The 26,765-nt window shown below is 71.3% G+C and carries 25 protein-coding genes and 1 tRNA gene; 11 read left to right on the forward strand and 15 right to left on the reverse strand.

Features of this window, described 5'->3' with window-relative positions:
• Nucleotides 1-127: 127 nt before the first annotated feature.
• The 4 genes from rfaE2 to FLW16_RS05240 all read left to right on the forward strand — a co-directional run bounded on the left by rfaE2 (nucleotide 128) and on the right by FLW16_RS05240 (nucleotide 4,739).
• Nucleotides 128-1,573: a D-glycero-beta-D-manno-heptose 1-phosphate adenylyltransferase gene (gene rfaE2 / locus FLW16_RS05225; RefSeq protein WP_142558097.1), complete on the forward strand. Its 1,446-nt coding sequence runs from the start codon at nucleotides 128-130 to the stop codon at nucleotides 1,571-1,573.
• 10 nt (nucleotides 1,574-1,583) lie between these two features.
• The gene (locus tag FLW16_RS05230; protein WP_142558099.1) at nucleotides 1,584-1,832 is read left to right on the forward strand and encodes a hypothetical protein; all 249 of its coding nucleotides are present in this window, start codon (nucleotides 1,584-1,586) and stop codon (nucleotides 1,830-1,832) included.
• Between the two features lie 10 nt (nucleotides 1,833-1,842).
• Nucleotides 1,843-2,835: an SDR family oxidoreductase gene (locus FLW16_RS05235; protein WP_142558261.1), complete on the forward strand. Its 993-nt coding sequence runs from the start codon at nucleotides 1,843-1,845 to the stop codon at nucleotides 2,833-2,835.
• Between the two features lie 77 nt (nucleotides 2,836-2,912).
• A complete protein-coding gene (locus tag FLW16_RS05240) occupies nucleotides 2,913-4,739 on the forward strand; it encodes a transketolase (RefSeq protein WP_142558101.1) in 1,827 nt (608 codons plus the stop codon).
• 12 nt (nucleotides 4,740-4,751) lie between these two features.
• On the opposite strand, the gene FLW16_RS05245 is transcribed toward FLW16_RS05240, so the two are convergent.
• Nucleotides 4,752-7,019, reverse strand: coding sequence for an excinuclease ABC subunit UvrA (locus FLW16_RS05245; protein WP_142558103.1), 2,268 nt, complete (start codon nucleotides 7,017-7,019; stop codon nucleotides 4,752-4,754).
• A 72-nt stretch (nucleotides 7,020-7,091) separates the two neighbouring features.
• Between FLW16_RS05245 and FLW16_RS05250 the strand changes: the two genes are divergently transcribed.
• Nucleotides 7,092-8,063: a YafY family protein gene (locus FLW16_RS05250; protein WP_260614908.1), complete on the forward strand. Its 972-nt coding sequence runs from the start codon at nucleotides 7,092-7,094 to the stop codon at nucleotides 8,061-8,063.
• 49 nt (nucleotides 8,064-8,112) lie between these two features.
• Here FLW16_RS05250 and FLW16_RS05255 read toward each other — a convergent pair whose 3' ends face one another.
• Together FLW16_RS05255 and FLW16_RS05260 are read right to left on the reverse strand one after the other, a co-directional pair.
• Nucleotides 8,113-8,505 (reverse strand): ChaB family protein, encoded by a 393-nt coding sequence (locus FLW16_RS05255; RefSeq protein WP_142558106.1) that lies wholly within the window; start codon nucleotides 8,503-8,505, stop codon nucleotides 8,113-8,115.
• Between the two features lie 43 nt (nucleotides 8,506-8,548).
• Nucleotides 8,549-8,809, reverse strand: a complete 261-nt coding sequence (locus tag FLW16_RS05260) for a DUF6458 family protein (RefSeq protein WP_030505976.1) — start codon at nucleotides 8,807-8,809, stop codon at nucleotides 8,549-8,551.
• Between the two features lie 86 nt (nucleotides 8,810-8,895).
• Here FLW16_RS05260 and FLW16_RS05265 point away from each other — a divergent pair, with 86 nt between their 5' ends.
• Nucleotides 8,896-9,417, forward strand: coding sequence for a shikimate kinase (locus tag FLW16_RS05265; protein WP_142558108.1), 522 nt, complete (start codon nucleotides 8,896-8,898; stop codon nucleotides 9,415-9,417).
• Between the two features lie 81 nt (nucleotides 9,418-9,498).
• Here FLW16_RS05265 and FLW16_RS05270 read toward each other — a convergent pair whose 3' ends face one another.
• From FLW16_RS05270 to FLW16_RS05280, 3 genes are all read right to left on the reverse strand, one after another.
• Nucleotides 9,499-9,966 carry an ATP-binding protein gene (locus tag FLW16_RS05270; RefSeq protein ID WP_185949257.1) on the reverse strand — a complete coding sequence of 156 codons (468 nt, stop codon included), beginning with the start codon at nucleotides 9,964-9,966 and terminating at the stop codon, nucleotides 9,499-9,501.
• A gap of 349 nt (nucleotides 9,967-10,315) precedes the next feature.
• Nucleotides 10,316-11,254: an aldose 1-epimerase family protein gene (locus FLW16_RS05275; protein ID WP_142558112.1), complete on the reverse strand. Its 939-nt coding sequence runs from the start codon at nucleotides 11,252-11,254 to the stop codon at nucleotides 10,316-10,318.
• A gap of 121 nt (nucleotides 11,255-11,375) precedes the next feature.
• Nucleotides 11,376-11,612 carry a hypothetical protein gene (locus tag FLW16_RS05280; protein ID WP_139580002.1) on the reverse strand — a complete coding sequence of 79 codons (237 nt, stop codon included), beginning with the start codon at nucleotides 11,610-11,612 and terminating at the stop codon, nucleotides 11,376-11,378.
• Nucleotides 11,613-11,971: 359 nt separating this feature from the next.
• On the opposite strand from FLW16_RS05280, the gene FLW16_RS05285 reads away from it, so the two are divergent.
• The gene (locus FLW16_RS05285; RefSeq protein ID WP_142558114.1) at nucleotides 11,972-13,147 is read left to right on the forward strand and encodes a cytochrome P450; all 1,176 of its coding nucleotides are present in this window, start codon (nucleotides 11,972-11,974) and stop codon (nucleotides 13,145-13,147) included.
• A gap of 30 nt (nucleotides 13,148-13,177) precedes the next feature.
• Here FLW16_RS05285 and nhaA read toward each other — a convergent pair whose 3' ends face one another.
• From nhaA to FLW16_RS05335, 8 genes are all read right to left on the reverse strand, one after another.
• Nucleotides 13,178-14,479, reverse strand: coding sequence for a Na+/H+ antiporter NhaA (gene nhaA, locus FLW16_RS05290; protein WP_142558116.1), 1,302 nt, complete (start codon nucleotides 14,477-14,479; stop codon nucleotides 13,178-13,180).
• Between the two features lie 566 nt (nucleotides 14,480-15,045).
• Entirely contained in the window at nucleotides 15,046-17,487 is a 2,442-nt protein-coding gene (locus tag FLW16_RS05295; RefSeq protein ID WP_142558118.1) for an HNH endonuclease signature motif containing protein, read from the reverse strand.
• Between the two features lie 1,049 nt (nucleotides 17,488-18,536).
• Nucleotides 18,537-18,613: transfer RNA gene (locus FLW16_RS05310), tRNA-Lys, on the reverse strand.
• 70 nt (nucleotides 18,614-18,683) lie between these two features.
• Nucleotides 18,684-19,283: a hypothetical protein gene (locus FLW16_RS45885; protein ID WP_142558120.1), complete on the reverse strand. Its 600-nt coding sequence runs from the start codon at nucleotides 19,281-19,283 to the stop codon at nucleotides 18,684-18,686.
• 888 nt (nucleotides 19,284-20,171) lie between these two features.
• Nucleotides 20,172-20,558, reverse strand: coding sequence for an OsmC family protein (locus tag FLW16_RS05320; protein ID WP_139580009.1), 387 nt, complete (start codon nucleotides 20,556-20,558; stop codon nucleotides 20,172-20,174).
• A gap of 4 nt (nucleotides 20,559-20,562) precedes the next feature.
• Nucleotides 20,563-21,639 (reverse strand): HAMP domain-containing sensor histidine kinase, encoded by a 1,077-nt coding sequence (locus tag FLW16_RS05325; protein ID WP_142558122.1) that lies wholly within the window; start codon nucleotides 21,637-21,639, stop codon nucleotides 20,563-20,565.
• Entirely contained in the window at nucleotides 21,636-22,340 is a 705-nt protein-coding gene (locus FLW16_RS05330; protein ID WP_142558124.1) for a response regulator transcription factor, read from the reverse strand. The genes FLW16_RS05325 and FLW16_RS05330 overlap by 4 nt, the downstream gene beginning before the upstream one ends.
• Before the next feature lie 53 nt (nucleotides 22,341-22,393).
• Complete coding sequence (locus FLW16_RS05335; RefSeq protein ID WP_076438988.1) at nucleotides 22,394-22,669, reverse strand: hypothetical protein; 276 nt, start codon at nucleotides 22,667-22,669, stop codon at nucleotides 22,394-22,396.
• A gap of 181 nt (nucleotides 22,670-22,850) precedes the next feature.
• Here FLW16_RS05335 and FLW16_RS05340 point away from each other — a divergent pair, with 181 nt between their 5' ends.
• The 4 genes from FLW16_RS05340 to FLW16_RS05355 all read left to right on the forward strand — a co-directional run bounded on the left by FLW16_RS05340 (nucleotide 22,851) and on the right by FLW16_RS05355 (nucleotide 25,463).
• Nucleotides 22,851-23,222 (forward strand): phage holin family protein, encoded by a 372-nt coding sequence (locus FLW16_RS05340; RefSeq protein ID WP_076438990.1) that lies wholly within the window; start codon nucleotides 22,851-22,853, stop codon nucleotides 23,220-23,222.
• Between the two features lie 98 nt (nucleotides 23,223-23,320).
• The gene (locus FLW16_RS05345) at nucleotides 23,321-24,232 is read left to right on the forward strand and encodes an amidohydrolase family protein (RefSeq protein ID WP_142558126.1); all 912 of its coding nucleotides are present in this window, start codon (nucleotides 23,321-23,323) and stop codon (nucleotides 24,230-24,232) included.
• The gene (locus FLW16_RS05350; RefSeq protein ID WP_142558128.1) at nucleotides 24,229-24,768 is read left to right on the forward strand and encodes a cysteine dioxygenase family protein; all 540 of its coding nucleotides are present in this window, start codon (nucleotides 24,229-24,231) and stop codon (nucleotides 24,766-24,768) included. Before FLW16_RS05345 ends, FLW16_RS05350 begins: the two co-directional genes overlap by 4 nt.
• A gap of 50 nt (nucleotides 24,769-24,818) precedes the next feature.
• Nucleotides 24,819-25,463 carry a Uma2 family endonuclease gene (locus FLW16_RS05355; protein ID WP_142558130.1) on the forward strand — a complete coding sequence of 215 codons (645 nt, stop codon included), beginning with the start codon at nucleotides 24,819-24,821 and terminating at the stop codon, nucleotides 25,461-25,463.
• Here the strand turns inward: FLW16_RS05355 and FLW16_RS05360 are convergent, their stop codons facing one another.
• Nucleotides 25,464-26,687, reverse strand: coding sequence for an MFS transporter (locus FLW16_RS05360; RefSeq protein WP_260614910.1), 1,224 nt, complete (start codon nucleotides 26,685-26,687; stop codon nucleotides 25,464-25,466).
• Nucleotides 26,688-26,765 lie beyond the last annotated feature (78 nt).

Here is a 26,765-nt window from a genome sequence, read left to right on the forward strand (position 1 = left end):
CCCCCGGCGGAACACTCGTGTGGAGCGACGTCTGATCCCGGTTACCCCGGTGCGGCGGTCCCAAACCGGGCGGCCGGGTCTGCCGTGCCTGTTGTTTCCCCTGCGTCTGCGGGGGTAGCCGCGAGGTATGACGGAAGAGACGCTCAACCGTTTCGGTGAAGTCACAGCCGTCGTCGTCGGGGACGTGATGCTCGACTCGTGGCTGCGGGGCCGCACGAAGCGCATGGCCCAGGAAGCCCCGGTGCCGGTGGTGACCGTCGAGCAGATCGAGGACCAGCCGGGCGGCGCCGCCAACACGGCCGTGAACCTGGCCGCCCTGGGCGCGCGGGTCCACATGGTGGGGATCACCGGCGCCGACCCCGCCGGGGCGACGCTCAACGCGACCCTGGGACGGCTCGACATCGAGGGCCTGGTCATCGTGCGGAGCTGGCGGACCGCGGTCAAGCGCCGCGTGCTGACCGACGGCCAGATCGTGGCGCGGTACGACGAGGAGGACGAGGCGCCGCTGCCGGAGGCGGCCGAGCGCGAGCTCATCGAGCAGATCACCCGGCTCGCGGCGGACGCGGACGTCATCATCGCCTGCGACTACGGCGGCGGGGTGTGCACCCCGAACGTCCGCCGGGTGCTGTGCGACCTGAGCATCGACCGGAGCGAGGGATCGCGCGGCGCGCCGATCCTCGTGGTGGACGCCCACGACGTGGCCGCCTGGCGGGACTGCCGGCCGACGGCCGTGCTGCCCAACTACGCCGAGGTGCGGCGGCTGCTGGGCGAAGGGGACGACCACGACCGGGTGACTTTCCTGTCCTCGCGCTCGGAGGACCTCATCGAGGCCACCGGCGCCGACCTCGTGGTCACCACGCTGGACGGCGAGGGCACGCTGCTGCACCGGCGCGGCAGGGAGCCGCACCGCACGTACGCGACCCCCGCGCCCGACACGATGAGCATCGGCGCGGGCGACACCTTCACGGCGGCGTTCTCGCTCGCCCTGGCGGCGGGCGCGGAGCCCGAGCGCGCCGCCGACATCGGCCAGGCGGCGGCGAGCGTGGTGGTGCGCCGCCAGGGGACGGCCGCCTGCTCCCACGAGGACCTGCTGCAGGCGCTGCGCCCCGACATCGCGCTGCCGCCCGAGCGGCTGGCCGCGTGCTTGGAGCGCGACCGCGCCGAGGGCAGGCGGATCGTCTTCACCAACGGCTGCTTCGACGTGCTGCACCGCGGCCACGTCGCCTGCCTTGAGGAGGCCGCCCGGCTCGGCGACGTGCTGGTCGTCGCGGTCAACAGCGACGACGGCGTGGCCCGGCTGAAGGGGCCGGAACGCCCGATCAACCGGTGCGAGGACCGGGTGGCGGTGCTCGCGGCGCTGGGCTGCGTGGACTACATCACCGTCTTCGACGAGGACAGCCCGACCGAGCTGCTGCGGCTCGTCCGGCCGGAGGTGTACGTCAAGGGCGGCGACTACCACCCCGACCTGCTGCCCGAGGCGGAGCTGGTCAGGGAGCTGGGCGGAGAGGTGCGGGTGCTCGGCTACGTCCCGGACCGGTCCACCACGGCGATAGTGAACCGCATTCGAGGGTAGAGGGGCCTCCATGACCGAAGAACAACGTTCGCCGACCGGCAAGCCCATGGTGGAGGCGACGCCGATGGACGTGATCCACGTCCGGATCGCGTCGTTCGCCCTGGTCTTCTGTTTCGCCGTTCTGGTGCTTTCCTTCGTCGGGCGCATCTGGGTGCTGACCGGGATCGTCGTGGCGATCATGGCGATCATCGCGATCTACATGGCGTTCGCCGTACGCAGGCAGAAGAGGCTCGGCGGCGGGCCGCAATCGAGAGGATGACGAGGTGAGCCTGAAGGACAAGGTCGTCGTGGTGACCGGCGCGAGCGGCGGTGTGGGCCGCGCGGTGGTCCGGCAGCTCGGAGCGGAGGGCGCGAAGGTCGCGCTCATCGCACGTGGAGAGGCGGGCCTCGCCGGCGCCGCCGTGGACGTCGGGGCCGAGGGCGGCACCGGGAAGACCTTCGCCGCGGACGTCTCCGACTACGACCAGGTCCGCCAGGCCGCCCAGCGGGCCGAGGCCGAGCTGGGCCCGATCGACGTCTGGATCAACATCGCGTTCACGACGGTCTTCGCGCCGTTCCTGGAGATCACCCCCGAGGAGTACGAGCGCGAGACCAAGGTGACCTATCTCGGCTACGTCTGGGGCACCCGGGTGGCCCTGGAGATGATGAAGCCGCGCGACAAGGGCGTCATCGTGCAGGCGGGCTCGGCCCTGGCCTACCGGTCGATCCCGCTGCAGTCCGCGTACTGCGGCGCCAAGCACGCGATCGTCGGGTTCACCGAGTCGGTGCGGACGGAGCTGCTCGCCGAGGACTCGGGCGTGAAGATCACGGTGGTGCAGCTCCCTGCGCTCAACACCCCGCAGTTCGACTGGGGGCTGAACCGGATGCGCCGGCACGCGCAGCCGGTGCCGCCGATCTACCAGCCGGAGGTGGCCGCCGACGCGCTCGTCTACGCCGCCGAGCATCCGGAGCGCAAGGAGTACTGGGTCGGCGGGATGACCGCGGCCACGATCATGGGCCAGCGGGCGGTGCCCGCCCTGCTCGACCGCTACCTCGCGAGGACCGGGGTGAAGTCGCAGCTCACCGGTGAGAAGGCGCCGACCGGGGTGTCCAACCTGTGGGAACCCGCGGACGAGGACAAGGACTACGGAGCGCACGGCAGCTTCGACCGGCGGTCGCACGGCCGCAGTGTGCAGTTGTGGATGTCGCAGCACCGCCGCCTGGTCACCCTCGCAGGTCTCGGGCTCGCCGCCGTCGCCGGTCTCGGCCTGCGCCGCCGCTGACGGTCCCAAAATCCCGACATATCGGGTACGCACCATTTACGGCGATACGAAGGGGCGTACCGGGGTAGTCGGGGGCAATGGACGAGCTTGACTACCGCTTCCTGTGCGAACTCGCGGCCCAGCTCCGGGTGGACTCGGTCCGGGCCGCCGCGGCCGCCGGCTCGGGACATCCGACGTCCTCGATGTCGGCGGCCGAGCTGATGGCCGTGCTGCTCGCCCGTCACCTGCGCGTGGACGTCGCGGATCCGGCCAACCCGGCCAACGACCACCTCGTCTTCTCGAAGGGCCACGCCTCCCCCCTCCTGTACGCGATGCTCAAGGCAGCCGGGGTCGTCACCGACGAGGAGTTGCTGACCTTCCGCAGACGCGGCAGCCGCCTGGAGGGCCATCCCACCCCGCAGGTGCCGTTCGTCGACGTGGCCACCGGCTCGCTGGGCTTCGGCCTTCCCGTGGGGGTGGGGCTGGCGCTGACCGCGCGCAGGCTGGACCGCCTGCCCTACCACGTCTGGGTGTTGTGCGGCGACAGCGAGCTCGCCGAGGGATCGATGTGGGAGGCGTTCGAGCACGCCGGGCACGAGGGGCTGAACAACCTCACAGTGATCATCGACGTGAACCGGCTCGGCCAGCGCGGCCCGACCCGGCACGGCTGGGACCTCGGCGCGTACGCTGCCAGGCTCGGCGCCTTCGGCTGGCACACCATCGAGATCGACGGCCACGACCCCGGCCAGATCGACTACGCGCTCGCCGACGCCCGGGCCACCCGGCGCCGCCCGACGGCGATCATCGCCAGGACCTGCAAGGGCCGCGGCGTGTCGGCCGTGGAGAACCGCGAGGGCAAGCACGGCAAGCCGCTGGAGGACGCCGAGCAGGCGCTCGGCGAGCTCGGCGGGCCGCGTTCCCTCACCGTCGAGGTCACCGCGCCCGACGCCCCGGCCACGCCGTACCGGTACGCCGACGGCACGCTCGACCTGCCGAGATACGAGATGGGCGAGCGGGTGGCCACGCGGACCGCCTTCGGTGAGGCGCTGGCCGCGCTCGGCACGGCGCGAGGCGACGTCGTCGCGCTCGACGGCGAGGTGGCCGACTCGACCAAGCTCGAGGCGTTCGCCAAGGCGCACCCGGAGCGGTTCTTCGAGTTCTACATCGCCGAGCAGCAGATGGTCGCCGCCGCCATCGGCATGGCCGCCCGCGGCTGGACCCCCTACACCGCGACGTTCGCCGCCTTCCTCACCAGGGCGTACGACTTCGTCCGGATGGCGGCGGTGAGCCGGGCCGGGATCTGCCTGGTGGGATCGCACGGCGGGGTGTCGATCGGCGAGGACGGGCCCTCCCAGATGGGCCTGGAGGACCTCGCGGCGTTCCGCGCGGTGCACGGCAGCACCGTGCTGTACCCCTGCGACGCGAACCAGACGGCCCGGCTGGTCGCGGACATGGCCACTATGGAGGGCGTCCGCTACCTGCGGACGACCCGGGGTGAGACTCCGGTGATCTACGGTCCCGACGAGGAGTTCCCCGTGGGCGGCTGCAAGATCCTGCGCACCGGCGGCCAGGCGACCGTCGTGGCCGCGGGCGTCGCCGTGCACGAGGCCCTGGCCGCCGCCGACCTGCTCGCCGAGGACGGCGTCTCCGTCACCGTGATCGACGCGTACTCGGTCAAGCCGCTCGACTCGGCCGAGCTCGTCGAGATGGCCAGGGCGACAGGGAAGGTCGTCACGGTGGAGGACCACTGGCCGGAGGGCGGGCTGGGCGACGCCGTGCTCTCGGCGCTCGCGGACGCGCCGGTGCCGGTGCGCAAGCTGGGCGTGTCGCGGATGCCCGGCAGCGCGACCTCGCAGGAGCAGCTGGAGGACGCCGGCATCGACAGGGGCGCCATCCGCGAGGCCGTGCTGTCCCTGCTCCGCTGAGACACGCCGGGCCTACCGGTGGGCGGCGAGGGCGCGGGCCGTCGGCGTCCCCGCCTCCGGCGGGTAGTCCGCGACGTGCCCCTGGTAGAGGACGTTCCCGCCGTGCCTGCCGGGGCCTGGCCCGAGATCGATCAGCCAGTCGGCCTGGCGGATGACGTCCAGGTTGTGCTCGATGACCACGACGGTGTGCCCCCGGTCGACGAGCGCGTCCAGCACCCGGAGCAGGCCGTCGATGTCGCTCATGTGCAGGCCCGTGGTGGGCTCGTCGAGCACGTACGTCGTGGGCTGCTCGGCGTCGCGCAGCTCCTTGGCGATCTTGAGCCGCTGGCACTCCCCTCCGGACAGCGTGGTGAGCGACTGGCCCAGCCGGAGATAGCCGAGACCGGCCTGCGACAGGTGCCGCAGCGCCCGGTCGACGGCCTTGTCCGGCAGCCGGTGCCTGGCCTGGTCGACGGAGAGGGCGTCGACGTCGGCGATGGACAGGCCGTCGACGGTGTACGCCAGCACCTCGGGGGTGAAGCGCCGCCCTTCGCATGCCTCGCAGACGACCTCCTGACCGTCCATGAAGGCCAGATCGGTGTAGATGATCCCGAGCCCGCCGCACTTCGGGCAGGCGCCTTCCGAGTTCGCGCTGAACAGCGCGACGGAGACGCCGTTGCGCCGGGCGAACAGCCTGCGTACGGCCGGCGCGATGCCGGTGTAGGTGATCGGCGTGGACCGGCGGTTGACGCCGACCGGCCTCTGGTCGATCACGACGGCGTCGTGCTGCTCGACGAGTTCGGCGGCCAGGCTGGACTTCCCCGAGCCGGCCACGCCGGTGAGGACGGTCATCACCCCGGCGGGGATGTCCACGGTGACGCGCCGCAGGTTGTTGCGCGTCGCCTCGGCGACGGTGATCGCCGCCCTCGTCGTCGGCGGGGCCGTACGCGGGGCCGTCTTGAGCGGCGCGGGCCGGGAGAGCGCGCGTCCTGTGGGGGTGCCGGCCCGCCGGAGCTCGGAGAACGTGCCCTGGAAGACGAGCCGGCCTCCGTCGGCGCCGGCGCCGGGACCGATCTCGACGACCTGGTCGGCGACGGCCATGACGGCGGGGTCGTGCTCGACGACGAGGATGGTGTTGCCCCTGTCGCGCAGCCGTTCCAGCAGTCTCGTCATGGACTCGACGTCCGTGGGATGGAGCCCGGCCGTGGGCTCGTCGAACACGTAGAGCATCTCGGTGAGGCTCGACCCGAGGTGCTTCACGATCTTGATGCGCTGGGACTCGCCGCCCGACAGCGTCGTCGTCGTGCGTGCCAGGTTGAGATATCCCAGGCCGATGGCGTCCATGGCGTCGAGCCTGGCGGTCAGCGCGGCGACGACGGGGGCGACATCCGGTGCGTCGATGCCCCGCACGAGCCCGGCGAGCTCGGCGACCTCCAGCCGGGACAGCTCGCCGATGGTGTGCCCGAGGACGGTGGCGGTGCGGGACGCCTCGTTGAGCCGGTCGCCCCCGCAGTCGGGGCAGACCTGCGACCGGGTGAACCGGCGGATCGTCTCCTGCTTGCGCTCGGACATGTCGCCCGAGGTGTGCAGGTAGATCCGCTCGAACCGCTCGACGACCCCCTCGTAGTCCTTCGGCAGCCCGCGCCCCGGCCGCCGCCCCAGCCGCGCCGCCGCCTCGCCGCCGTGGAGCAGGGCGTCGCGCTCGTCCCGGCTCCAGTCGCGCAGCGGCGTCTCCGGGTCGAACACCCCGATGTCGGCGTACTGGGAGTACCAGTAGTTGCCGTCGCCGAACCCCGGAAGCCTGATCGCGCCCTGCCGCAGCGACCTGTCCAGGTCGAGGATGCGGTCCACGGCCGTGACGACGACGTCGCCGAGCCCCGAGCACGTGGGGCACATTCCGGCCGGATCGTTGAACGAGAAGTGGTTCGACTCGCCCACGTGCGGCGTGCTGAGACGGGAGAACAGCAGCCGCAGGTAGGTCCAGGTGTCGGTGATCGTGCCGACCGTGGAGCGGGCGTTGCCGCCGAGGCGCCGTTGGTCGATCACCACGACAGGCGACAGCCCGTCGATGTGCTCCACGTCGGGACGTGTCCACTTCGGCAGCCGGTTCCTCGCGAACGGGGGGAAGGTCTCGTTCAACTGGTAGCCGGCCTCCGCGGCGATCGTGTCGAAGACCAGCGACGACTTGCCGGACCCCGAGACGCCCGCGAACACCACCAGGCGGTCGCGGGGGATGTCGACGTCCACGCCGCGGAGGTTGTTGGTGCGGGCCCCTCTGATCGAGATGTGTGACGAAGCCATACTCGCGACCGTACGAGCAATTGTGGCCGGAACCTGACCGCGATTGCGGGCATCATGGACGGAGTGGCCGACGTGACCCGACGCATGCTGGCCCTGCTGTCGATCCTCCAGACGGGGCGGCCGTTCAGCGGGGACGAACTCGCCACGCGCCTGGATGTCAGCCCCCGCACCGTACGCCGCGACGTGGACCGGCTCCGGGAGTACGGCTATCCCGTCGAGACACAACCGGGGCCGGGCGGCTACTACCGGCTCGTGGCGGGCCGGACGATGCCTCCGCTCGTCCTCGACGACGACGAGGCGATCGCCGCGTTGCTCGGGCTCGCGACTCTCGCCTCCTCCGGTTCCGGCGAGGACGGGGCGCTCGACGACGCGGCCACCCGCGCGTACGGCAAGCTCGACCAGTTCCTGCCCGCGCGGCTGCGTCCGCGCGTGGCCGCGCTGCGGGCCAGCCTGGAGACCGGCCGGCAGGTCGCGCCCGCGGTGAACGCGGCGCTTCTCGCCGGTCTCGCCGAGGCGATCAACGATCGGGAGGTCGTGCGGTTCGACTACAGCGACAGGCGCGGCAAGGAGAGCCGCCGGCGGGTGGAGCCGCACCGGCAGATCCATCTGCTGCTGCGCTGGTATCTGCTGGGCTGGGACCTGGACAGGAGCGACTGGCGGGTCTTCCGCCTCGATCGCGTCCGCGACCTGGTGCGCACCGGCGTCCGGCACGCTCCCCGCGCCCTCCCGGCCGACGCGGCCGTCGCGTACCTCCGTCAGGGCCTCAACGCCGACCGGCGGCGCGTACGGCTCGTGGTGCGGGCGCGGCCCGACCAGGTGGCCGACGCGTTGAAGTTCGAGGACGCCGAGATCCACCGGGGGCCCGGCGAGCGGGAGACCCAGGTCACCGTGTGGCTCGACTCCTGGGAATGGCTCATCCTCGGCCTCGCCCAGCTCGGCGCCGACTTCTCCATCCTCGAGCCCGAGGACTTCCGGAGCGCCTATGCCGCCTTCGCCCGCCGTCTCCTCGCCGCCTCCGGCCGCCAGGAGCCGCCGTCCGCGTGAGGGCGCCGCCGACCGCCCTTCCGGGGCGGTCGGCGGCGCATGGGCGAGGTCAGCGAGCCTTGGCGGTCGCCTTGCGGTTGGCCTTCTTGATGGCGTCCACGAGCTCGTCCTTGGTCATCTTGGACCGCCCGGGGATGCCGAGCCGGCCGGCCACGTCATAGAGATGCTGCTTCGAGGCGTTCGCGTCGACGCCCTCGGCCGTCTTGCCCTGCTTCGGCGTGCCCTTCTTCGCCTGCTCGTCCGACGGTCCGCGCCCCTCCTTCTTCTCCCAGTGGTCGCCCACCTTCTCGTAGGAGTGCTTGAGCGCGGCGAACGCCGTACGGTGGGCGCGCTGGCCCTCGCCGTACGTCTCGACGGCGGAGTCGTGCGCCTTGATCCACGTCTCCTGGGCCTCCTTGGGCGAGCGCTCCAGGGTCGAGGGCAGTTCCTTACGTCCTGGCATGTCCATGCCTCCCTTCAGACCGTCGGAAGTCCGTTGGAGGGGGTCAGATGGTGGGGTCGTCGTAGCGCCGCTCCTCGTAGACGTGGCGGCGGGTGGCGGTGGCGTCCACGGGGGCGGCGGCGGTGACGGTGGTCCTGCGGCGGACGGTCGTCAGGCGCCAGATGCCGAAGAGCAGCCCGGCCAGACCGCCCACCATGAGGATCACCCCGATCACCTGGATGTCGAGGCCCGCGATGGTGAAGTCGACCGCCCAGGTGAGGATGGCCCCCAGCATGATGAGGATGATGCTTCCGGCGATGGTCATGGCTTTCCTCCTTCGCCTTGTGCTCTATCCCCTCCACGGATTCCAAACGTCGCATGCGGGTGCCCGCATAGGGCAGCATGCGAATCATGACCGATATCCCCATTGTGGTGATGGGACTCATGGGCGCGGGCAAGAGCACCGTCGCCCGGCTGCTCGCCGACGCGCTCGGCCGTCCCATGCGCGACAGCGACGCCGATCTGGAGGCCAGGTACGGCACGACCGCCGCCGCGATGGCCGCCGGTCTGGGCGCGGACGAGCTGCACGCCCGCGAGGCGCTGGTGCTGCGGGACGCGCTCGCGGCCCGTCCTTCCCCTGTCATCGCGGCCGCCGCCAGCACGGTCGAGGACCCCGAGACACGCAGCGCGCTGGCCCCCGCCTTCGTGGTCTTCCTCGACGGCCCGCCCGAGGTGCTGGCCGAGCGGATGAAGTCGAGCCCCCACCGCCCGCACTTCAAGCCCGACCTCGTACGCATGCTGACCGAGCAGCGCGACCTGCGGCTGCCGGGGTTCCGCGAGGTGGCGGACCTGATCGTGGACCCCTCCACGAACAAACCCGAGGAGATCGCGGCCACGGTGCTCGCGCATCTCGACGGTGCGAAGACCCGCTGAAACGCCCTGCCGAGACGACAGGCCCGCCCGGCCCGAGCAGGTAACACAGGCAGGTCAAACAGGCGGGTCAGCCGGGCGCGGTCAGCCGACGGCGATGCGCATCTGGTGCGGGACGACGGGCAGCGGCGAAGGGCAGCCCGCCCCGGCGAGGAACCAGACGGTCTTGCCGCCCCGGCCCGAACTGGCCACTCCCCAGTCGTCGGCGAGTTCGTCCACGATGAGCAGGCCACGGCCGCCGATGGAGTCGAGGTCCGCCTCGCGCTGGTCCGGCACGCCCTCGCCCTGGTCGAAGACCTCGCCGTACACCCAGGTGCCGTTGCTGCCGAGCCGGAGAGTGAAGACGTTGCCGCCGTGCCGTACGACGTTGGAGGCGAGTTCGCTCACGATGAGGGAGCAGTCGTCGACGAGCTCGTCCAGGCCCCACCGGCCGAGCTCGCGGCGGACGAGGGCGCGCGCCTCGGCGACACTCGCGCCGACGGCGGGCAGGAGGCATTCCGCGGTCCAGACGGGGGCCGGGTTGACCGGCGCCGTACCGAAGGGGAGAGTCACGCGCGCCTCCTTAGGCTCATGGGAGCGCTCCCACGGCTCAAGATACGGCACGCAACGCAGTCATGTGAATTCATAGAAACAAGATTGTTTCCGGTCAATGCCCGATCCGTGATGGGCGCGAAGGAGAAAACACCGGCGGTCTTCCCCACAGCGCCGCGAGTGCGCACGTCAGCGGCGCCGCGTCCGCCACTCCCGGCCCCCGCCGCGCGACAGCGGGACGTGCGCGCACGGTCGGCGTCGCCGTGAAAATAACTGAAATACGACCATCCCTGGCTTTCGTTGCGCGCAGACCGAATCATCTCGCATGTCCACCATGAGACATAAGCGCCCTTTCGTCCGGCGTGCCCTCTCACCCGAGCGCGGTGATCCCCCAGCGGTGGGCGACCCGCTCCCCCGGGGCCAGGCGCACCAGGCACTCGCCGGTCGCGAAGGCGTTCGGCGGGCAGCTCATCGGCTCGACCGCCACTCCGGCCCGCCGGTACGGCTCGGCCAGCGTGTCCCCGGTGAAGACCTGGAGCCAGTCGACGCCGGGCGCGGCCCACAACTCCACGCCCCGGGAGCCGTCGGCCGTCCGGAGCCGGGCCCGCACCAGCCCGTCGCCGTCGCGCCGCAGGGACGTGTAGGGGGTGTCGAGCACCGTGCCGCCGATGCGGCGTCCCTCACGGAAGTCATACTCCGTGCCCTCGACGGGGCGGCGGCCGACCGGGATCTGCTGCTCGTCCACCGGGGTCCACTCGGCCGCGGGCACCTCCAGCACGGCGTCGTCCACCGTCCCCTCGCCGAGAGTGAGGTAGGGGTGCGCGCCCATGCCGTACGGCGCGACGCCGTCCCCCACGTTCACGGCCGACACCTCGACCTCCAGGCCCGCCTCCCCCACGGCGTACGACGCCGTCAGGTCGAGCACGTGGGGATAGCCGAGCTGGGGGAACAGCCGCAGCCCGAGGCGGATCGAGGCGTCGTCCCGGTCGAGGACCGTCCAGGGCATCAGGCGGGCGAAGCCGTGCGCGGCGTTGCCGGTCCTGGGCTCGCTGATCGCGAGCTGCCTGGTCTCGCCGTCGAAGTCGTACCTGCCGTCGCGCACCCGGTTGGGCCAGGGCACCAGCAATTGCCCGGCGCCGCCCACCGGCTGCGCGTCCGCGGGGTACGACATGACCAGCGGCCGTTCGTTGTACGTCAGGGCGCGCAGGCCCCCGCCCACCTCGGTGACGGTCGCCGCGTATCCGTGCGCGGCGATCGTGTGCTGCGTGCCGGTCGGGGGAACGGTTTCGCGAACCGCTGGTTCTGTCATGAGAGGGATTTTCCCATCCGTCCCACGACACTCGGAGGGGGCCCTGCGGGGACGCCTCAGGGCTGGGCCGCGGCGGGCTCTCGGGCCGTGAGCCCGGCGGGCCGGGCCCACGTCCTGGGCGTCACGAGGAGAGCGTCTGGCCCGTGAGGCCCTCCTGCGCGGTGAGCAACGCGCGCAGTTCCTCCGCGCTCTCGCCGCATGCGGTCATGATCAGGCCCCGGTCCATCTCGATCCGGGACAGCGACCTGGTCAGCCGGGTCGCGTACCAGCGGCCGGCGTCGCTCCTCCAGATCGACCAGCGACCGGCGTACTCGCTGCTCAGTTGTCTCCACGCAGCGTCCTCGGCTGAGAACCGCACTCGTCACCACCTCCAGGCTCTGTGCCGGGAGACAACGATGTGCTCATCCGGACACGATTGGTAGTGAGAAGCGGTCTCCCCCCTCCGGCGGCGCCGCCACCCCGGCCCTGATGAAGATCTTCCGCCGGTTGCGGTCACTTCACCACGACTTGATCCCCGTTCCTTCCGTCCCACCCGTGTCATGCCGGGCCGCGGAACGACGCTGGTGTTCGCGGGGCAGGCAGGGCGGGGCGCGAGGCGGCGCCCTGCGGCAAACGTCCCCTCTCCGGTCACACCGGACATGGTTTTACTACCTTGCCGGACCGAAAGTCAGGGGAGAGATTCGAGAGGGCCGACATCGAGCGAAAGGAAGGTCACCCATGCCCGGACTCCCACGGCTGCCGTTCGAGCGGCCGGACGTCCTGGGGATATCCCCCGGCTTCGGCGAAATGCGGGCCAGAGCGCCGATCACCAAGGTCACGACCGCCATGGGCGACGAGGCGTGGCTGATCACAGGCTACGAGGAGATACGGCAGGTGTTCGCCGACGACAGGTTCGGCCGTTCCCACCCCGCCCCCGAGACCGCGGCCCGGCTGTCGAACAACGCCCTGCTCGGCGGCCCGTCCGGCGAGTACGCCACCGAGCGGTCCGTCCACAAGGAGATGCGGCGGCTGCTCGCCCCCGCGTTCTCGGCCCGGCGCATGCGGAGGTTGTCGGACCGGATCGGGTCGCTGGTCGGGAACCTGCTCGACGGGCTCGCCCAGCAGGGCCCGCCCGCGGACCTGCACGCCGGCCTGTCGCTCCCGCTGCCGATCCAGGTGATCTGCGAGCTTCTCGGCGTGCCGTACGAGGACAGGGACAGGTTCCGGGCCATGGCCGAGGCGATGACCGACCTGACCCATCCCGAGCGGTCCGCCGCCGCCCAGATGGAGATGAACACCTACACCTACGAGATCGTGAAGGCGAAGCGGGACCAGCCCGGCGAGGACGTCTACTCCGACCTTGCGGACGCCTCGCTGCCGGAGGACGACGTCGCCAGGATCGCGGGCGGCCTGCTGTTCGCCGGCCACGAGACCACGGTCAACCAGATCGACTACGGCGTGCTGCTGTTCCTGCGCAACCCCACCCAGCGTGACGCGCTGCTGAACGACCCCTCCCTCGTGGACGGCGCGGTCGAGGAGATCATGCGGGTCGCCTCGCCGAGCGAACACGGGCTGGTGCGCTACGCGCACGAGGACGTCGAGGTCGCGGGGGTGCCGATCCGGGCGGGCGAGCTGGTCATGCTGTCCACCCCGGCGGCCAACAGGGACGAGCGCGCCTACCCCGACCCCGACACGTTCGACATCCGGCGGCGCGATCCCCAGCCGCACGTCGGGTTCGGCCACGGGCCGCACCACTGTCTCGGGGCGTCCCTGGCCCGGATCGAACTCCGCGCGGTCTTCGGCTCCCTCTTCACGCGCTTCCCCACGCTGGCGCTCGCGGTGCCGTACGAGGAGCTGAAGGCGCACACCGACAGGCTGGCCGGAGGGTTCCCCGCGCTGCCCGTCACCTGGTGAGCGTCGGCAGGCGGACGCGCTCGAACCCGGTCATGTTTCCGTCCCGCGGCCCATCACGCTCTCGGCGCCCACGGGCCCGGCGGCTTCGGCGTCGGCGAGCCGCCGGTACGCGCGGTCGCGCAGCCGCAGCACCACCGTCGCCAGCAGCGCCGCGACCAGCGAGCCGGTCAGGACCGCCAGCTTGACCTGGGCGTCGCGGGCCGTGCCCAGGCCGAACGCCAGCTCGCCGATGAGCAGGGACACCGTGAACCCGATGCCGGACAGGATCGCCAGCCCGCCGACGTCCACCCAGGCCAGCCCCTCGTCGATGTCGGCACGGGTGAAGCGGGCGGTCAGCCAGGTGGCCACCATGATCCCCAGTGGCTTGCCCACGACAAGCCCGACGACGACGCCCAGCGACACCGGGTCGGCGAGCAGGTTCATCACACCGCCCAGCCCGCCGAGCGGCACCCCCGCGGACAGGAACGCGAACAGCGGCACCGCCACCCCGGCTGAAATCGGGCGGAACCGGTGCTCGAAGTGCTCGGCGAGCCCCGGCCCCGCCTCCGGGCCGCCCGCCTTCTCACTGCGCAGGACGGGTACGGCGAAGCCGAGCAGCACCCCGGCCACCGTGGCGTGGACACCCGAGGCGTGAACCAGCCCCCAGGTCACGCCGGCCAGCGGGAGCAGCAGCCACCACGAGCGCACCCGCCGCTGCACCAGCACGGTGAAGACACCGAGGGGCACCAGCGCCGCCAGCAGCGGCAGCACCGACAGGTGCGACGTGTAGAACACCGCGATGATCACGATGGCCATCAGGTCGTCCACGACGGCCAGGGTGAGCAGGAACGTACGCAGCGCGGCGGGCAGCCGCCGCCCCGCCACGGCGAGCACTGCGAGCGCGAACGCGATGTCGGTGGCCGTCGGGGTCGCCCATCCCCGCGCCTCGCCGTCCATGAGCGCGTTGACCAGCAGGTAGAGCAGGGCCGGGACGATCACACCGCCGGCGGCCGCCGCGATGGGAACGACGGCCCGACGGGGATCGCGCAGGTCCCCGGCCACGAACTCGCGCTTGAGCTCCAGGCCGGCGACGAAGAAGAAGATCGCAAGCAGCCCGTCCGAGGCCCATTTGGCGAGGCTGAGGTCCAGGTGCCACACGGCCGGCCCGACCGTGGCCGAGCGCAACCCCGCGTACGCCTCGGACCAGGGCGAGTTGGCGCAGACGAGGGCCGCGACGGCGGCGATCAGGAGCAGCGCGCCGCCGATCGTCTCCTTGCGGAGGATGTCGGCGATGCGCCGGGTCTCGGCCCGGGAACCGGGACCGAGGAGAGAAAGTCGGCGGGTGGGGGCCATGGGCACTCCGTTTTCCGGGCTCGGTTCGACGACCGCCGACCAGACTTCCCGGCACCCCGCATCCATCCTAGGGCGTATCCGACCGGATCATTGCCCACTGCACCTTTCGTCCCACCGGTTTTCCCTCGGGAGTGCCCGCCCGCAGGTGCCGGAGACGGTAGGTCCGCGATCCGTACCACGACCCTGTCGGCCCCCTTGCCCTGGGAGGGCACGGATCCCTCAATCTCCTGGTCAACACCGGCCCTACCGAGCTCATGATGCAGATTCACCGATCCGGGGGGCCTGCCGACGCGTCCGTCACCCGTCGAGCGAGCTCGTAGGGAACGCCCCGCACGCCCCTGGCCGCAGCGCGGGTTCTGCGGGCCCCGGCTCGAAGGCGACGGCGAGCCTCGTCCAGGCGCGGTCGTCGGCGGTCGCCTCTATCTCGACGTCCCCTTCGAGGTCAAGGATGAGCTGAAGCGCTTGGCGCGGCCCGAAGGCACACCGGCTCGGGTTCTCGCTCGATGTCCAGCCGCTCGGTGTCCCACCGCTCGGTGTCCGGCCTTCCCTTTCGGGTGTGGGAGGTGTCAGAAGGGCGGTTCGTCAAGCTCGCCTCCGAGCAACGATCCGTGTGTCCCGGTCTCGCCCTCCGGTTCCGATGGCGTTGCTACCTCCGTCTCCGGTTGTGAGGCCTCCTGCGAAAGTGACGGTTCGGGGGCCGGGGGCATGGTGGGGGTGTCGGGGAGGTTGCCGAGGTACCGGTAGGGCGATGGGGTGGGCTGGCTGCGGGGAAGGGGATCACAGGCGGAGAGCATGATCTTTGGGAGAGGGCTGAGGTAACGGTGCCCCAGCGGGCTGGTCCAGACGACCAGGTAAGGACTGGGGGTGCTGACGCGCCAGCCGCCGTGGTGCCGGGCGCGGTGGTCATGGCGGCAGGCCAGGTGCAGGTTCTCCGCCTTCGTGGGCCCCTGCTCCGCCCACGGGAGGATGTGATCCTGGTCGGTCCAGGTGGCGGGCGTGCGGCAGCCGGGCCAGGAGCAGACCCGGCCCCGGATTTGTACGTATCGTCGTAACGCCGCTCCGGCCTGACGCCGCCGCTCCGAATCCGCCGCGCCGCCCTCCAGACCCTCTGCTCGCCCGCCTACCGCGCCGTCCGCCATGCCGTCCTCGTGCGGGGCGCCGGTCTCATCGCGGTCCTGGATGGGGCCGCCCGAGGTGGTGCCCTCGAGTGCGGTGCCGTCGGGTGCGGTGCGGTTAGGTGCAGTGCCGTCGGGTTCGGTGGCTTCAGGAGCAGTGGCGCCCTCACCAGTGGCCAGAAGGCGTGCGGCCTGAGTGGACAGGTCGGCGACGACCGGTGCCCACGCCCCGAAGACGCTGGCCGGCTGGGCGGCCAGCACCCGCAGGAGACTGAGGGTGATCTGTAGTTCGACGATGCCGCCGCGCCGCCGGTCGCGGGCGGGGCGGTTCCGGCCGGGGGTGTGGGGGCGGGCCCGGGTGAGTCCGGTCAGCGCCAGGTGGCCGTTGTCGTGACAGATGGCGTATCGCCACTGCCCGCCGAGCATGCCTGCGACGATGCGCCGGGCCAGGCAGGGGTGAATCACTCCCCAAGCGGGCAGATGGGCAGGATGCTCGTCCAGGCCGAGCAGCGTGGTCAGCTCGACCCGAATCTCGCGCACCGGCCACCCTCCGGCGCCCGTCCAAACACCGGCATCCGCCTCGGCACGAGCTTGGGCATGCCCCAACCCCGCCTTGTCGGACCCAGCCTCATCGTGCCTGGCCCTGTCAGCCCCGGCCTTATCGGGCACGACCCTGTCGGCCCCGTCCTCGCCGCGCTCGGTCTCGTCATCAGGTGCGGGCGCGCCAGGCGCTGGTTCCTCCGACCTTGTCAGATGGGGGTCCGTTGAGTGTGAGCCGCTCGCTGCCGGCAGTCCGCCCAAGCCATTCTCCGGGCGGCTACACGTTTCGGCATCACGGTCGTCTTCGGCCGCGTCCCTGTCGGCATCGGTGAAACCGTCAGTGCCGTTAGCGCCGTTAGCGCGACCGCCATCCCGTTCATCGAGGTCACCGTCAGGGCGCACGCCACCACCACCGCCGGGGTGGTTGGGGTCAGTGCCAGGACGCACGCCCCCGCAGCCGCCGGGGCGGTTGGGGTCGCTGTTCGGGCTCACGCTGCCACTGCGGCCGGGGTGGTCAGGGTCGTCGCCGCTGCCACCGGGGTTGTCGTCACCGTCCGGGATGTTGCGGGCATCGTCGCCCCGGGTGTCGGGGGTGTCGTGGAAGGGATGGCAGAGGACGTGGGTGATGATCTCCTCATCGGACATCCCCTCGAACGTGCCGTCCAGGCTTCCGAGGAAGAGGTCCACTCGGATGTGATCGATCGGACGGCGGTCGCCGGCCCGCTTGCACGCCCGGGCCAGCTCATCGATTCGGTCGCACCCGGCCGCCGCGCGATCCAGGGGCAGGTCCACCCCGGACACCGTCGCGGTGCCGTCCTCGTTGCGGCTCCCCACTACGCGGCGGCGGCGTACCGCCTCGGCGTACCGGCGCTCGGCCCATGCGGGATCGATCGCCAACGCCAGGCGCTGGATTCGTTCGATCAACTCCCCGACCGTCCAGGACGACGCCTGGGGCACCAACTGTTCGCACACCAGGGCGGCTTGCTCGTCGGTCAACCCCACGGTCCAGCGGACGAACGCCACCGCTCGGGGTTCGTCCAGGGTCCCGGCCAGCATCGCCTCCCCCAGGATCGGCAACCGGCGGTGAACATTCCAGGCCAGCTCGAAGGTTGAGTCGGCGCGGCGGCGTGACCACACCAGCGCAGCCCGCGCCTCATCCGGGCCGAACTCATCCGGCGCCTCCAGCCGCGCCACCTCGTCGCCGGAGAACGATTCCCGTAGTCCCACCTCCAGCAAGGCCCGCAAGAACCACGCCCGGTCATGGCAAACCTGCCGATAGGCCGCTTTGAGCACCTCCACCGTGTCGAACCCCGACACGCGTTCCACGTTCACCTCGGCCAGCAGTCCGGCCAACTCCGCGCCTGGGGGTATCAGCGTGAGCCCATCCGGGATCGGAATCGCGGTTCGCGGCGGCGGAAACATGCCGGCTGCGCCCAGGCCGGACGACGAGGAGGGCCGGGCACGATCAGAAGGGGACGACATAGGCGGCGCAGGCGACGAGGACGACGCGCCGGACGCGCGAGGCACCGACCACACGGGCTGCCTGGAGCATCTCTGAGCCGCGGGCGGCGCGGAGGGCGCCTGAAACAAGGAAGACGCGGAAGACGCGGACGGGCCTGGCATTGACGGGCACCCCCTCGGCCGGAGACGAAAGCACCATGGGCTCCCGGCCGCCTGGACCGGGACTTACTCACACAGACTCGGCTACTTCATCAACCCGGCACACGGCCACAAACCAGAACGCCAACCACGCTCACCCGTAACAACTACTCAAAGACTAACCGAACACATACTCGAAAACAAGCTTGACCAGCAGAAACGTGGGATCACAACCTAGCGCTGTCCACCAACCGGGATTAAGGGAGCGGAGCAGCACGAAGCGGAGCAGCACGAAGCGGAGCAGCACGAAGCGGAGCAGTAGGAAGCGGAGCAGTAGGAAGCGGAGCAATAGGAAGCGGAGCAGTAGGAAGCGAGGACCGGAGCGCTGGCTCAGACCGGGACCCGCGAAGATCTCTCCCCGAGCCGATCAGGTGCGCCGCGACGATCGCGCCGAGAGGGCCGAGAGGGCCGAGAGGAGGGTGCGCTCTATGGACAGACAGCCGTCGGTCCTTGCACCTGCGCGTCACGGGTCGGTGAGCCGGGAGGAGGGGCGCGGTGGCGGCGGGGAGAGGCGCGCACGGCCCGGGGTTAGCCGGGGCGTTGTCGCCTCATCCGGGTTGGCCGGGGCGTTGTCGCCTCATCCGGGTTGGCCGGGGCGTTGTCGCCTCGTCCTCCAGTCGGATCATCAGGTGGGCGACCAGCCGCTCGGGCGGGATGATCGCGAGGTCGGAGACGTAGGCGCCGCGGCGACGACGAGCTCATAGAGAAAGCCCAGGTCGGCTGTGCCGACCTGGGCTTTCGTCTGGTGCGCCGCCAGGGACTCGAACCCCGGACCCGCTGATTAAGAGTCAGCTGCTCTAACCAACTGAGCTAGCGGCGCCCGCGATGTCCGTAACCTTAGCAGTCCCGCGAAGGTCGCGCACATCGCTCGGTGATCAGAATGTCGTGGCTCAGCCTCGCCAGGCGCCGCTGGAGAAGGGCACCGGCTCGCCGCGCAGGCCCGGCCCGTCGCCCCACTTCGTGACGACGTACTGGATCGGGATGTGGCCGAGGTCTCCGCCGACGGTCAGCGTGTCCTCGTTCCAGGTGGTGCCGGTGAGCTCGGCGAAGGTCTTGCCGTCGATGTCGAGCATGACGCCGCTGTCCGACGGGACGCCCGGGCCGCGGTCGCCGATGAAGAACTTGGCCTTCTTCCCCTTGTAGAAGATGTAGCCCTCGGTGCCGAGCGGCCAGCTCGGGCTGGCGAACATCCCCTGCTGCATGGGCTTGCCGATAGCCGGCAGGCCCGTGTCGCCCTGGCGGCCCGAGGAGTCGTCCCAGAAGTACGAGCCGGTGGTGCTGCCCTGGAGCAGGACCTCCTCGTGCGCCGGGATGGCGAGGGAGGGCTGGCGCGCCGGGAAGGCGACGGAAACGTTGGCGGCCTCGTTGACCGGCTGCTCGACGGGCGCGGGCACGGCGGCCACGAGGGACGCGGTGACGGCCGCCGCACCGACGAGCGTGGCTGCGGCGGTGAGGCGTCGGTTGCCACGCAGGTCAAACAGAGTCTTCATCAGGGCTGGGGATCTTTCGTGAGACGACAGAGAATGGCCATGCGTCATCTAGGGACCTGCGTGCGGCAGACCGCGAAGACGGGCCACGTGTCCGGGCAGGAGAAGTCGGTCACCCGGAGGCGTGTGCGCTGAAGCTATGGCGATCGGCCGGAAGGCCGTCGTGAGTCAGACGTGTGATCCGAGATGCCTTGGCTCAGAGGTCGATGTGGGGTCACCCACGGTGATCTCCTCTCCAAGTCCAATCCAGCCACCGGTCGGCGGCAAACAGGACACTACAGGACGAGTCAGGACGGAGCAAAGTAAAAGCCGCATAGCGCCCAGAAGATCTACCTCTGGTCCTGTTTACCCCAAGAGGGTCCACGGTCCGCCGCCTCCGCTTTTGTGATGTTGACGGTCCGTGACGGAGGTGCCGTCCGCGCACGGCAAAGCGCGCAGGCCGTACGGCAAGAGACCACAAAGGAAATCACTGGAGACGGCGCGGCAAAGCAACCCGCCGCAAAAGCGGAGCCGCCGAGCACGAGGAAGACCGCCGGTTTACGAAGGCAAAAGGTCATTTCCCGGAGCGGCCGGGGCGAGGCCCGCCCCCCGTTCGGACGGGGAGGGGACGGACGGGAGGAGAACGGGTACAGGACCCTGGAAATGCCGGAGCCGGGCAGTCCCCCAACTGCCCGGCTCCGGATCAAAGCGGTTCCGCCAGGAATGCCCTCCCCAAAGGCACCGGCGGGTCCCCCGCTTTCCGGACGCGGTTCCCCCATCCGCGTCCTTTATCAAGAAAGTCTGTCGCCCTCTCCCGAGGACTTGCTTCAACACTACAAGGGGCCCTGTCATGAAGTCGTCATCGGCAGGTTGATTTCCGGCCTACATCCGAACGGGCTCAGCCCGCCCGTGCTACCTGCCGAGGTCCAGCCTGACCTCGGTGCCCTTCTGGAGCGACCGGCTCACCGTGCAGTGGCGCTCGTGGACCCGCTCGGCGACCGCCTCGAAGACCTCGCCGGAGTCCTCCGGGGGCAACTCCACGTCGTAGGTCACGGTGACCGAGCGCAGCAGCGTCGGGCTCTCCTTCTCGGCGGAGACCTCGACGGCCAGCCGTACGAGCCGGTGGCCGCGCTTGGCGGTGAGCGGCTCGACCGTCATGACGTTGCAGCCGCCGACAGCGGCCAGTAGCAGCTCCACCGGGCTGAACAGGCCGTCACCGGAGCCCATCGTGATCTCGGCGCCGCGCTCGTTGCGGGCGACGAACCCGTCCTCGGTCCGCTCGACGCGTACAGAGCCCATGACCTCACCCTACTGGCAGCGCCAGCCGGACGAGCGTCCCTCCGCCGGGGGCGGGAGCGGCCGACACGCTGCCGCCGTGGCTGTCCACGACCTGGCCCACGATGGCCAGGCCCAGCCCCGATCCGGGCAGCGCCCGCGCGGAGGGCGCGCGGTAGAAGCGGTCGAAGACGTGTGGCAGGTCATCCGGGGAGATGCCGGGCCCGTGGTCGCGCACCGTCAGCACGCCGCCCCGCAGCGACACCTCGACCAGGCCGCCGGCCGGGCTGTACTTGGCCGCGTTGTCGAGCAGGTTGGCGACGGCCCGGGCGAGCCGGTCGGGCACACCCCGCACCACCGTCGGCTCGGCCGACACGGAGTACGCCGTCGACGGCCAGTGCCTGGCCGCCCTGGCGACCTCCCGCTCCACGAGCTCGTCGAGACGCACGCTCTCCACGAGCACGGCGGGCTCCTCGTCGCGGGCCAGCTCGACCACGTCGGAGACGAGCGCGGTGAGCTCCTCCAGGCCGCCCACCACGGCCCGGCTCACCTCCTCGTGGACCTCCTGCGGCAGGTCGCTTCTCATCAGCAGCTCGATGTTGGTACGCAGGGCGGTGAGCGGCGTGCGCAGCTCGTGGGAGGCGTCGGCGACGAGGCGCTTTTGCGACTTGGCGGAGCGTTCCAGCGCGTCGAGCATGGCGTTGAAGCTGCGGGCCAGGCTGCTCAGCTCGTCGTCCCCGGTCACGTCGATGCGAGTGGTCAGGTCCCGGGTGGTCGCCACCCGTCCCGCCGCGTCCTTGAGCGCGTTGACCGGCCGCAGCGCCGCCCGGGCGGCCAGCCAGCCGAGCGCCCCCGACAGCACCAGGCCGCCGAGCGCCACGGCGACGAAGGGCCAGCCCAGGTCGTCCACGTCGGCGAGGGCGGCCAGCACGCCGTTGGGGGGCCGGTCGCCGTAGCCGCCGTAGCTCTCGTACGCTCCCCCGTAGTGGTCCATCGCCCACTCGACCCGGCGGCAGGTGATGACGTAGGCGGCCACGATCACGACGATCACGCTCACCGCGCCGGCCAGCGCGGAGGCCATCGCGAGCCGCCAGCGGAGCTTCACCGCTCCTCCCCGGTGGCTGGAGCAGCGGTGGGCTCCCTGAGCGCGTACCCGAGGCCGTGGACGGTGTGGATCAGTCGCGGCTCTCCCCCCGCCTCGGTCTTCTTGCGCAGATAGCCGATGTAGACCTCCAGCGGGTTGGACCCTGGCCGGAAGCCGTAGCCCCAGATGCGTTCGAGGATGAGATGCCGGGTCAGCACCTGGCCGCCGTTGCGGATCAGCAGATCCAGCAGGGCGTACTCGGTCCTGGTCAGATCGATGAGCCGCCGGCCGCGGCGGGCCTGTCTGCTGTCGGGCAGCAGGACCAGGTCGGCGAAGCCGGCCTCCGGGGGCGGCGCGGCGCGGCGCAGCAGGGCGCGCACCCGGGCGAACAGCTCCTCCAGCGCGAACGGCTTCACCAGGTAGTCGTCGGCGCCCGCGTCGAGGCCGGCCACCTTGTCGCCGATGCCGTCCAGAGCGGTCAGCATGAGCACCGGCAGCCGGTTGCCGTCTCCGCGCAGCGTCCGGCAGACCTCGATGCCGTTCATGCCCGGCATGAGCACGTCGAGCACCACGAGGTCGGGCGCCGCGCCGTCGATGGCGTCGAGGGCGCCCATGCCGTCCCCGGCGGTCGCCACGCCGTACCCCTCCACACGGAGCGCCCGGGCGATCGCGTCGCGGACCTCGGGTTCGTCGTCGACGACAAGCACCTGTGTCTTGACCACGCCGCCATTGTGACGTGCGGAGATGAGAGGTTGCTGAGCGTTCGCCCCCCGCGCTAGGCGTCGGGGTGTTTGGACAGATAGTCGACGTAGACCGGCCGTAGCGCGTCGCCGAGCTCGCCTTCGCCCGCCCCGATCGCGTCGCTGAGCAGCGCCGAGACCCGGCTGAGGTCGTTCGCGGTCTCGTCGCTGTTGCCGCTGGCGGCCTCGGCCGCCGGGATGACCTTCAGCAGGTCCCACAGGAATCCCAGGTCGCCGTGCCGTACGGCGTAGCGCACGGCGCGGTCGTGCAGCTCCTTCGCGGGGAGCGACTCGAGCTCTTCCACGTCCATTCGGTCTCACCCCCAACTCGTCGGTTTCCCCCAGGTTTGCCGCTTATACCCCCGAGGCGGGAGAAAGACCGCCGGAATCGGATGGTGTTTTTGCCGCTCCTCCCCGCCCCCGGCGCAGGCCGCCTATTCCGGCCACACGCGAACCGCGCACTCTTTGCCGTGCCATGGAAGGATTCTTGAGGTGAAGGTCATACTCAAGATCATCGTGGTGGCCGCGGCCCTGTGGGCGTCCACCAAGCTGGTGGACGGCATCACCGTCAGCGCCGGCTCCACCGCCAAGCAGATCGGCACCCTCCTCGCGGTCGCGCTGATCTTCGGCCTCGTGAACGCCGTCATCAAGCCGATCATCAAGACGATCGGCTGCGCGTTCTACGTGCTCACGCTCGGCCTGTTCGCCCTGGTGGTGAACGCCGCCCTGCTGCTGCTCACGAGCTGGCTCGCCGAGCAGCTCGACCTCCCCTTCCACGTCGACGGGTTCGTGGCCGCCTTCTGGGGCGCCATCGTCGTCGGCGTGATCAGCTGGATCCTCAACATGATCCTCGGCGACGACTGACCGGCCCGGGGCGGGTGTGCCATCCGCCCCGGGGTCACACCCGGCCGAAAAGCATGTATTCTGAGTAGGGAATGGAGGCTTAGTCGAAAGGCGGGCAGATGAGCGTGGACGTGCACCAGCACCTGTGGACGCCGTCCCTCGTCGACGCACTGCGCCGCCGCACCCGCCCGCCCTTCCTGGACGGATGGACGCTCGTCCTCGACGGCGAGCCGCCGTACGAGGCGGATCCGGCCGACCACGACGTGGAGATCCGGCGCAAGCGCAACGCCCACCTCGACCTCGCTCTCGTCTCCCTGTCGAGCCCGCTCGGGATCGAGCACCTGCCGCCGGAGGAGGCGTGGCCGCTCATCGACGCCTACCACGCCGACGCCTGCGCGCTGCCCGCGCCGTTCGGCGCCTGGGCCGCCGCCCCGGTGACCGACCCCGATCCCGTACGGCTCTCGCGCACCCTCGGCCGCGCCCTCGACCAGGGCCTTGCCGGGCTGCAGCTTCCGGCGACCGCGCTCGGGGACGCCCGGGGGCTGGCCCTGGCCGCCCCGCTGCTCGACGTGCTGGAGGACCGCGGCCTGCCGCTGTTCGTCCACCCGGGCCCCGCCGCCGCGGCGGGCCCGGCGTGGTGGGCCGCGGTCGTTCCGTACGTGCAGCAGATGCACGCCGCCTGGTACGCGTTCGAGGCGTTCGGCCGGCCCCGGCATCCCCGGCTGAAGGTGTGCTTCGCACTGCTGGCCGGACTGGCTCCGCTGCACAGGGAGCGCCAGTTGAGCCGGGGCGCCGCCGGGCGCGGCCTGGTGGACCCCGATCTGTTCCTGGAGACGTCGTCCTACGGCCCCCGGGCCGCCGACGCGGTGATCCGCGAACTCGGGATCGACGTCCTCGTCGCCGGGAGCGACCAGCCGTACGCCGAGTCGGCGTGGCCGGATCCCGGCGACCCCGCACAACGAGCCATCGATCATGCCGTCCGCGTGGCCAATCCCGGCCGCCTGCTGTCCCGGAAGGAGTCGCACCAATGAGCACGCCCACGATCCAGGAAGGCGCGCTCTGTGCCTCCTTGACCGACCTGCCCGCCCGCGCGCTCGACCGCCGCGAGCTGCTCGCGCTGGTCGAGGACCTGGCCGCGCGGCCCGAGCTGTGGCGTCACCACCTCAGCTTCGAGGGCGCGGAGGACGGGGGACGCCACTACGTCTCGCTGCACCGCGACTCGTACGTGGACGTGTGGCTGCTGTGCTGGCGGCCCGGGGACGACACGGGCTGGCACGACCACGACGTCTCCTCCGGCGCGGTCCGGGTGGTGGCCGGCGAGCTGAAGGAGTGCAACCCGCGCATCGGCGGCGCCCACCTGGAGACGCCGGTCGTGGCGGGCGAGGCCTTCTCGTTCGGGCCCGACCACATCCACCGGCTGACCGGCGAGGCGCCCGGCTCGGTCTCGATCCACGCGTACTCGCCGCCGCTGTGGCGCATGGGGCAGTACTCCATCACCGACGACGGGACCATGCGCCGTCTTTCGGTCGGGTACGCGGACGAATTGCGCCCGCTCGACCCTGCTTAGGGCAGCGTGAGTAGTTCGATGATCACCGACCGTGACGCTAGGCTGCTGCCATGACCAGCGTGCTCGATGACTGGCTCCAGCCCCGTCCGGGAGGCGGGGCCGGGGGCGTCTCCGATCGACTCTCCCGGCTCCGGCCCGCGGTCGGCGAGCCTCGGGACGGCGGGGACGCCGATCACCCCACCGCCGATCACCTCGACACCGATGACTCCGGCGCCGATGACTCCGACGGCGGCCTCATCCCCACGGGCCCCCAGACGCGGTTCCACGAGCGGATGACCTACGGCCTGCGCACGGCCCTGAACGCGCAGGTCCCGGGCGACCTGGTGGCGGTCAGCCGGATGGACGTCCTTCTGGGGCCTGATCGGCGCGCCCGTCCCGACGTGTCCCTGGTGGACGACCTCGCCGCCTCCGACGACCGGAGGACCTGCTACCTCGCCGAGGAGGTGCGCCTGGTCATCGAGGTCGTCGGCCCCGACTCGGCCGCCTGGGACCGCGACGTGCGGCCGCGGCACTACGCGGCGGCCGGCATCCCCCACTTCTGGCGGGTCGAGAGCACCGACTTCCGGCCCTTCGTCTACTCCTTCGAGCTCGACGCCGACGGCGCCGGATATCAGGTGACCGGCGTCCACCACACCCGCCTCGCGGTGGACGCCCCGTTCCCCATCGCCATCGACCTCGAACGGCTGCCGCGCTGACTAGCGGGGCTGTCCCGGCGCCGGGCGGGCCGCGAGCACACCCGACGCCAGTTGAAGGGCGCACGCCCCCAGCCCGGCCAGCAGGGGCACGGTCCAGCCGCCGGACAGTTCGTGAAGCAGGCCGAACGCGAGCGGCCCGATCGCGGCCAGCACATAACCGCTCGACTGGGCGACCGCCGACAGCGCGGTCACCGAGGCCGGATCGGGCGCCCGAAGCGTGATGATCAGCAGGGCGAGCGCGATCGAGGCTCCCTGGCCGAGCCCAAGGACGATCATCCACAGCCACGGCGTGGTGGTGGGCGCGAGCAACACGCCCAGATATCCGCCGATTGTCAGCAGCACGGCCACGACCACGTGCAGCGTCTGGGACCGGGCCCGGCCCGCGTGCAGGGGGACGGCCAGCGCGGCGGCGATCTGCACCAGGTTGGTCAGGCCCAGCAGATATCCCGCCTCGTCGGCGGGCAGGCCGGCGGCCTGGAACACGGTGGGCAGCCAGGCCAGCAGGACATAGAAGGTCAGCGACTGCAGACCCATGAACGCCATGACCGACCACGTCGCCGGCGCCCGGAGCAGGGTCGAGTACGGCCGGTGGCCGGGGTCGCCGGGCCGGGAACGGCCGGTCCGTCCCGCCGCCGTCGCCGCCGGGTCCTGCACGGCCGGCCTCGCTCGCGCCACCCACCACAGGGCCGCCGCCAGCAGCGCGAGCAGGGCCGGCGACCCCGCCGCCGCCCGCCATCCGACCTGTCCGGCCAGCGGGACCATCGCCGCCGAGGCCATGGCGGCCCCGCTGACCATGACCGAGACGTACAGGCCGGTGAAGAGCCCGATCCTGCCGGGGAAGTGCTGCTTGACGAGACCCGGCATGACGACGTTCATGACGGCGATGGCCGTGCCGGCCAGGGCGGCGCCGCAGTACAGCGCGGGCACGCCGTCCGCGCTGCGCAGGGCGACGCCGGCGGCCAGGATGAGCAGACCGGCCAGCAGCGTGCGGTCCAGCCCGATCCGGGTGGCCAGCGCGGGCGCGGCCGGGGCGAGCAGACCGAGGCACGCCACCATCACCGTGGTGATGGCGCCGCCCCCGGCGGGGCTGAGGCCGAGGTCCCGCATGATGGCCGGGAGGAGCGGTGACACGCCCGCGAGAGCGGGCCTCAGGTTGAGCGCCGCCAGGACGAAACCGCCCACCAGCAGCAGACTTCCCCGATTGTCCGTGATCCCCCTCATCATCCGCCAAACCCTACCGGCCGATGTCGCGCCGCCCGCCCTGTCCCCCGGCCGGAGTGGCCGGCGCTGGTGCCGTGACCG

The sequence above is a fragment of the Microbispora sp. KK1-11 genome (genome assembly GCF_006874435.1).
Taxonomy (GTDB): domain Bacteria; phylum Actinomycetota; class Actinomycetes; order Streptosporangiales; family Streptosporangiaceae; genus Microbispora; species Microbispora catharanthi.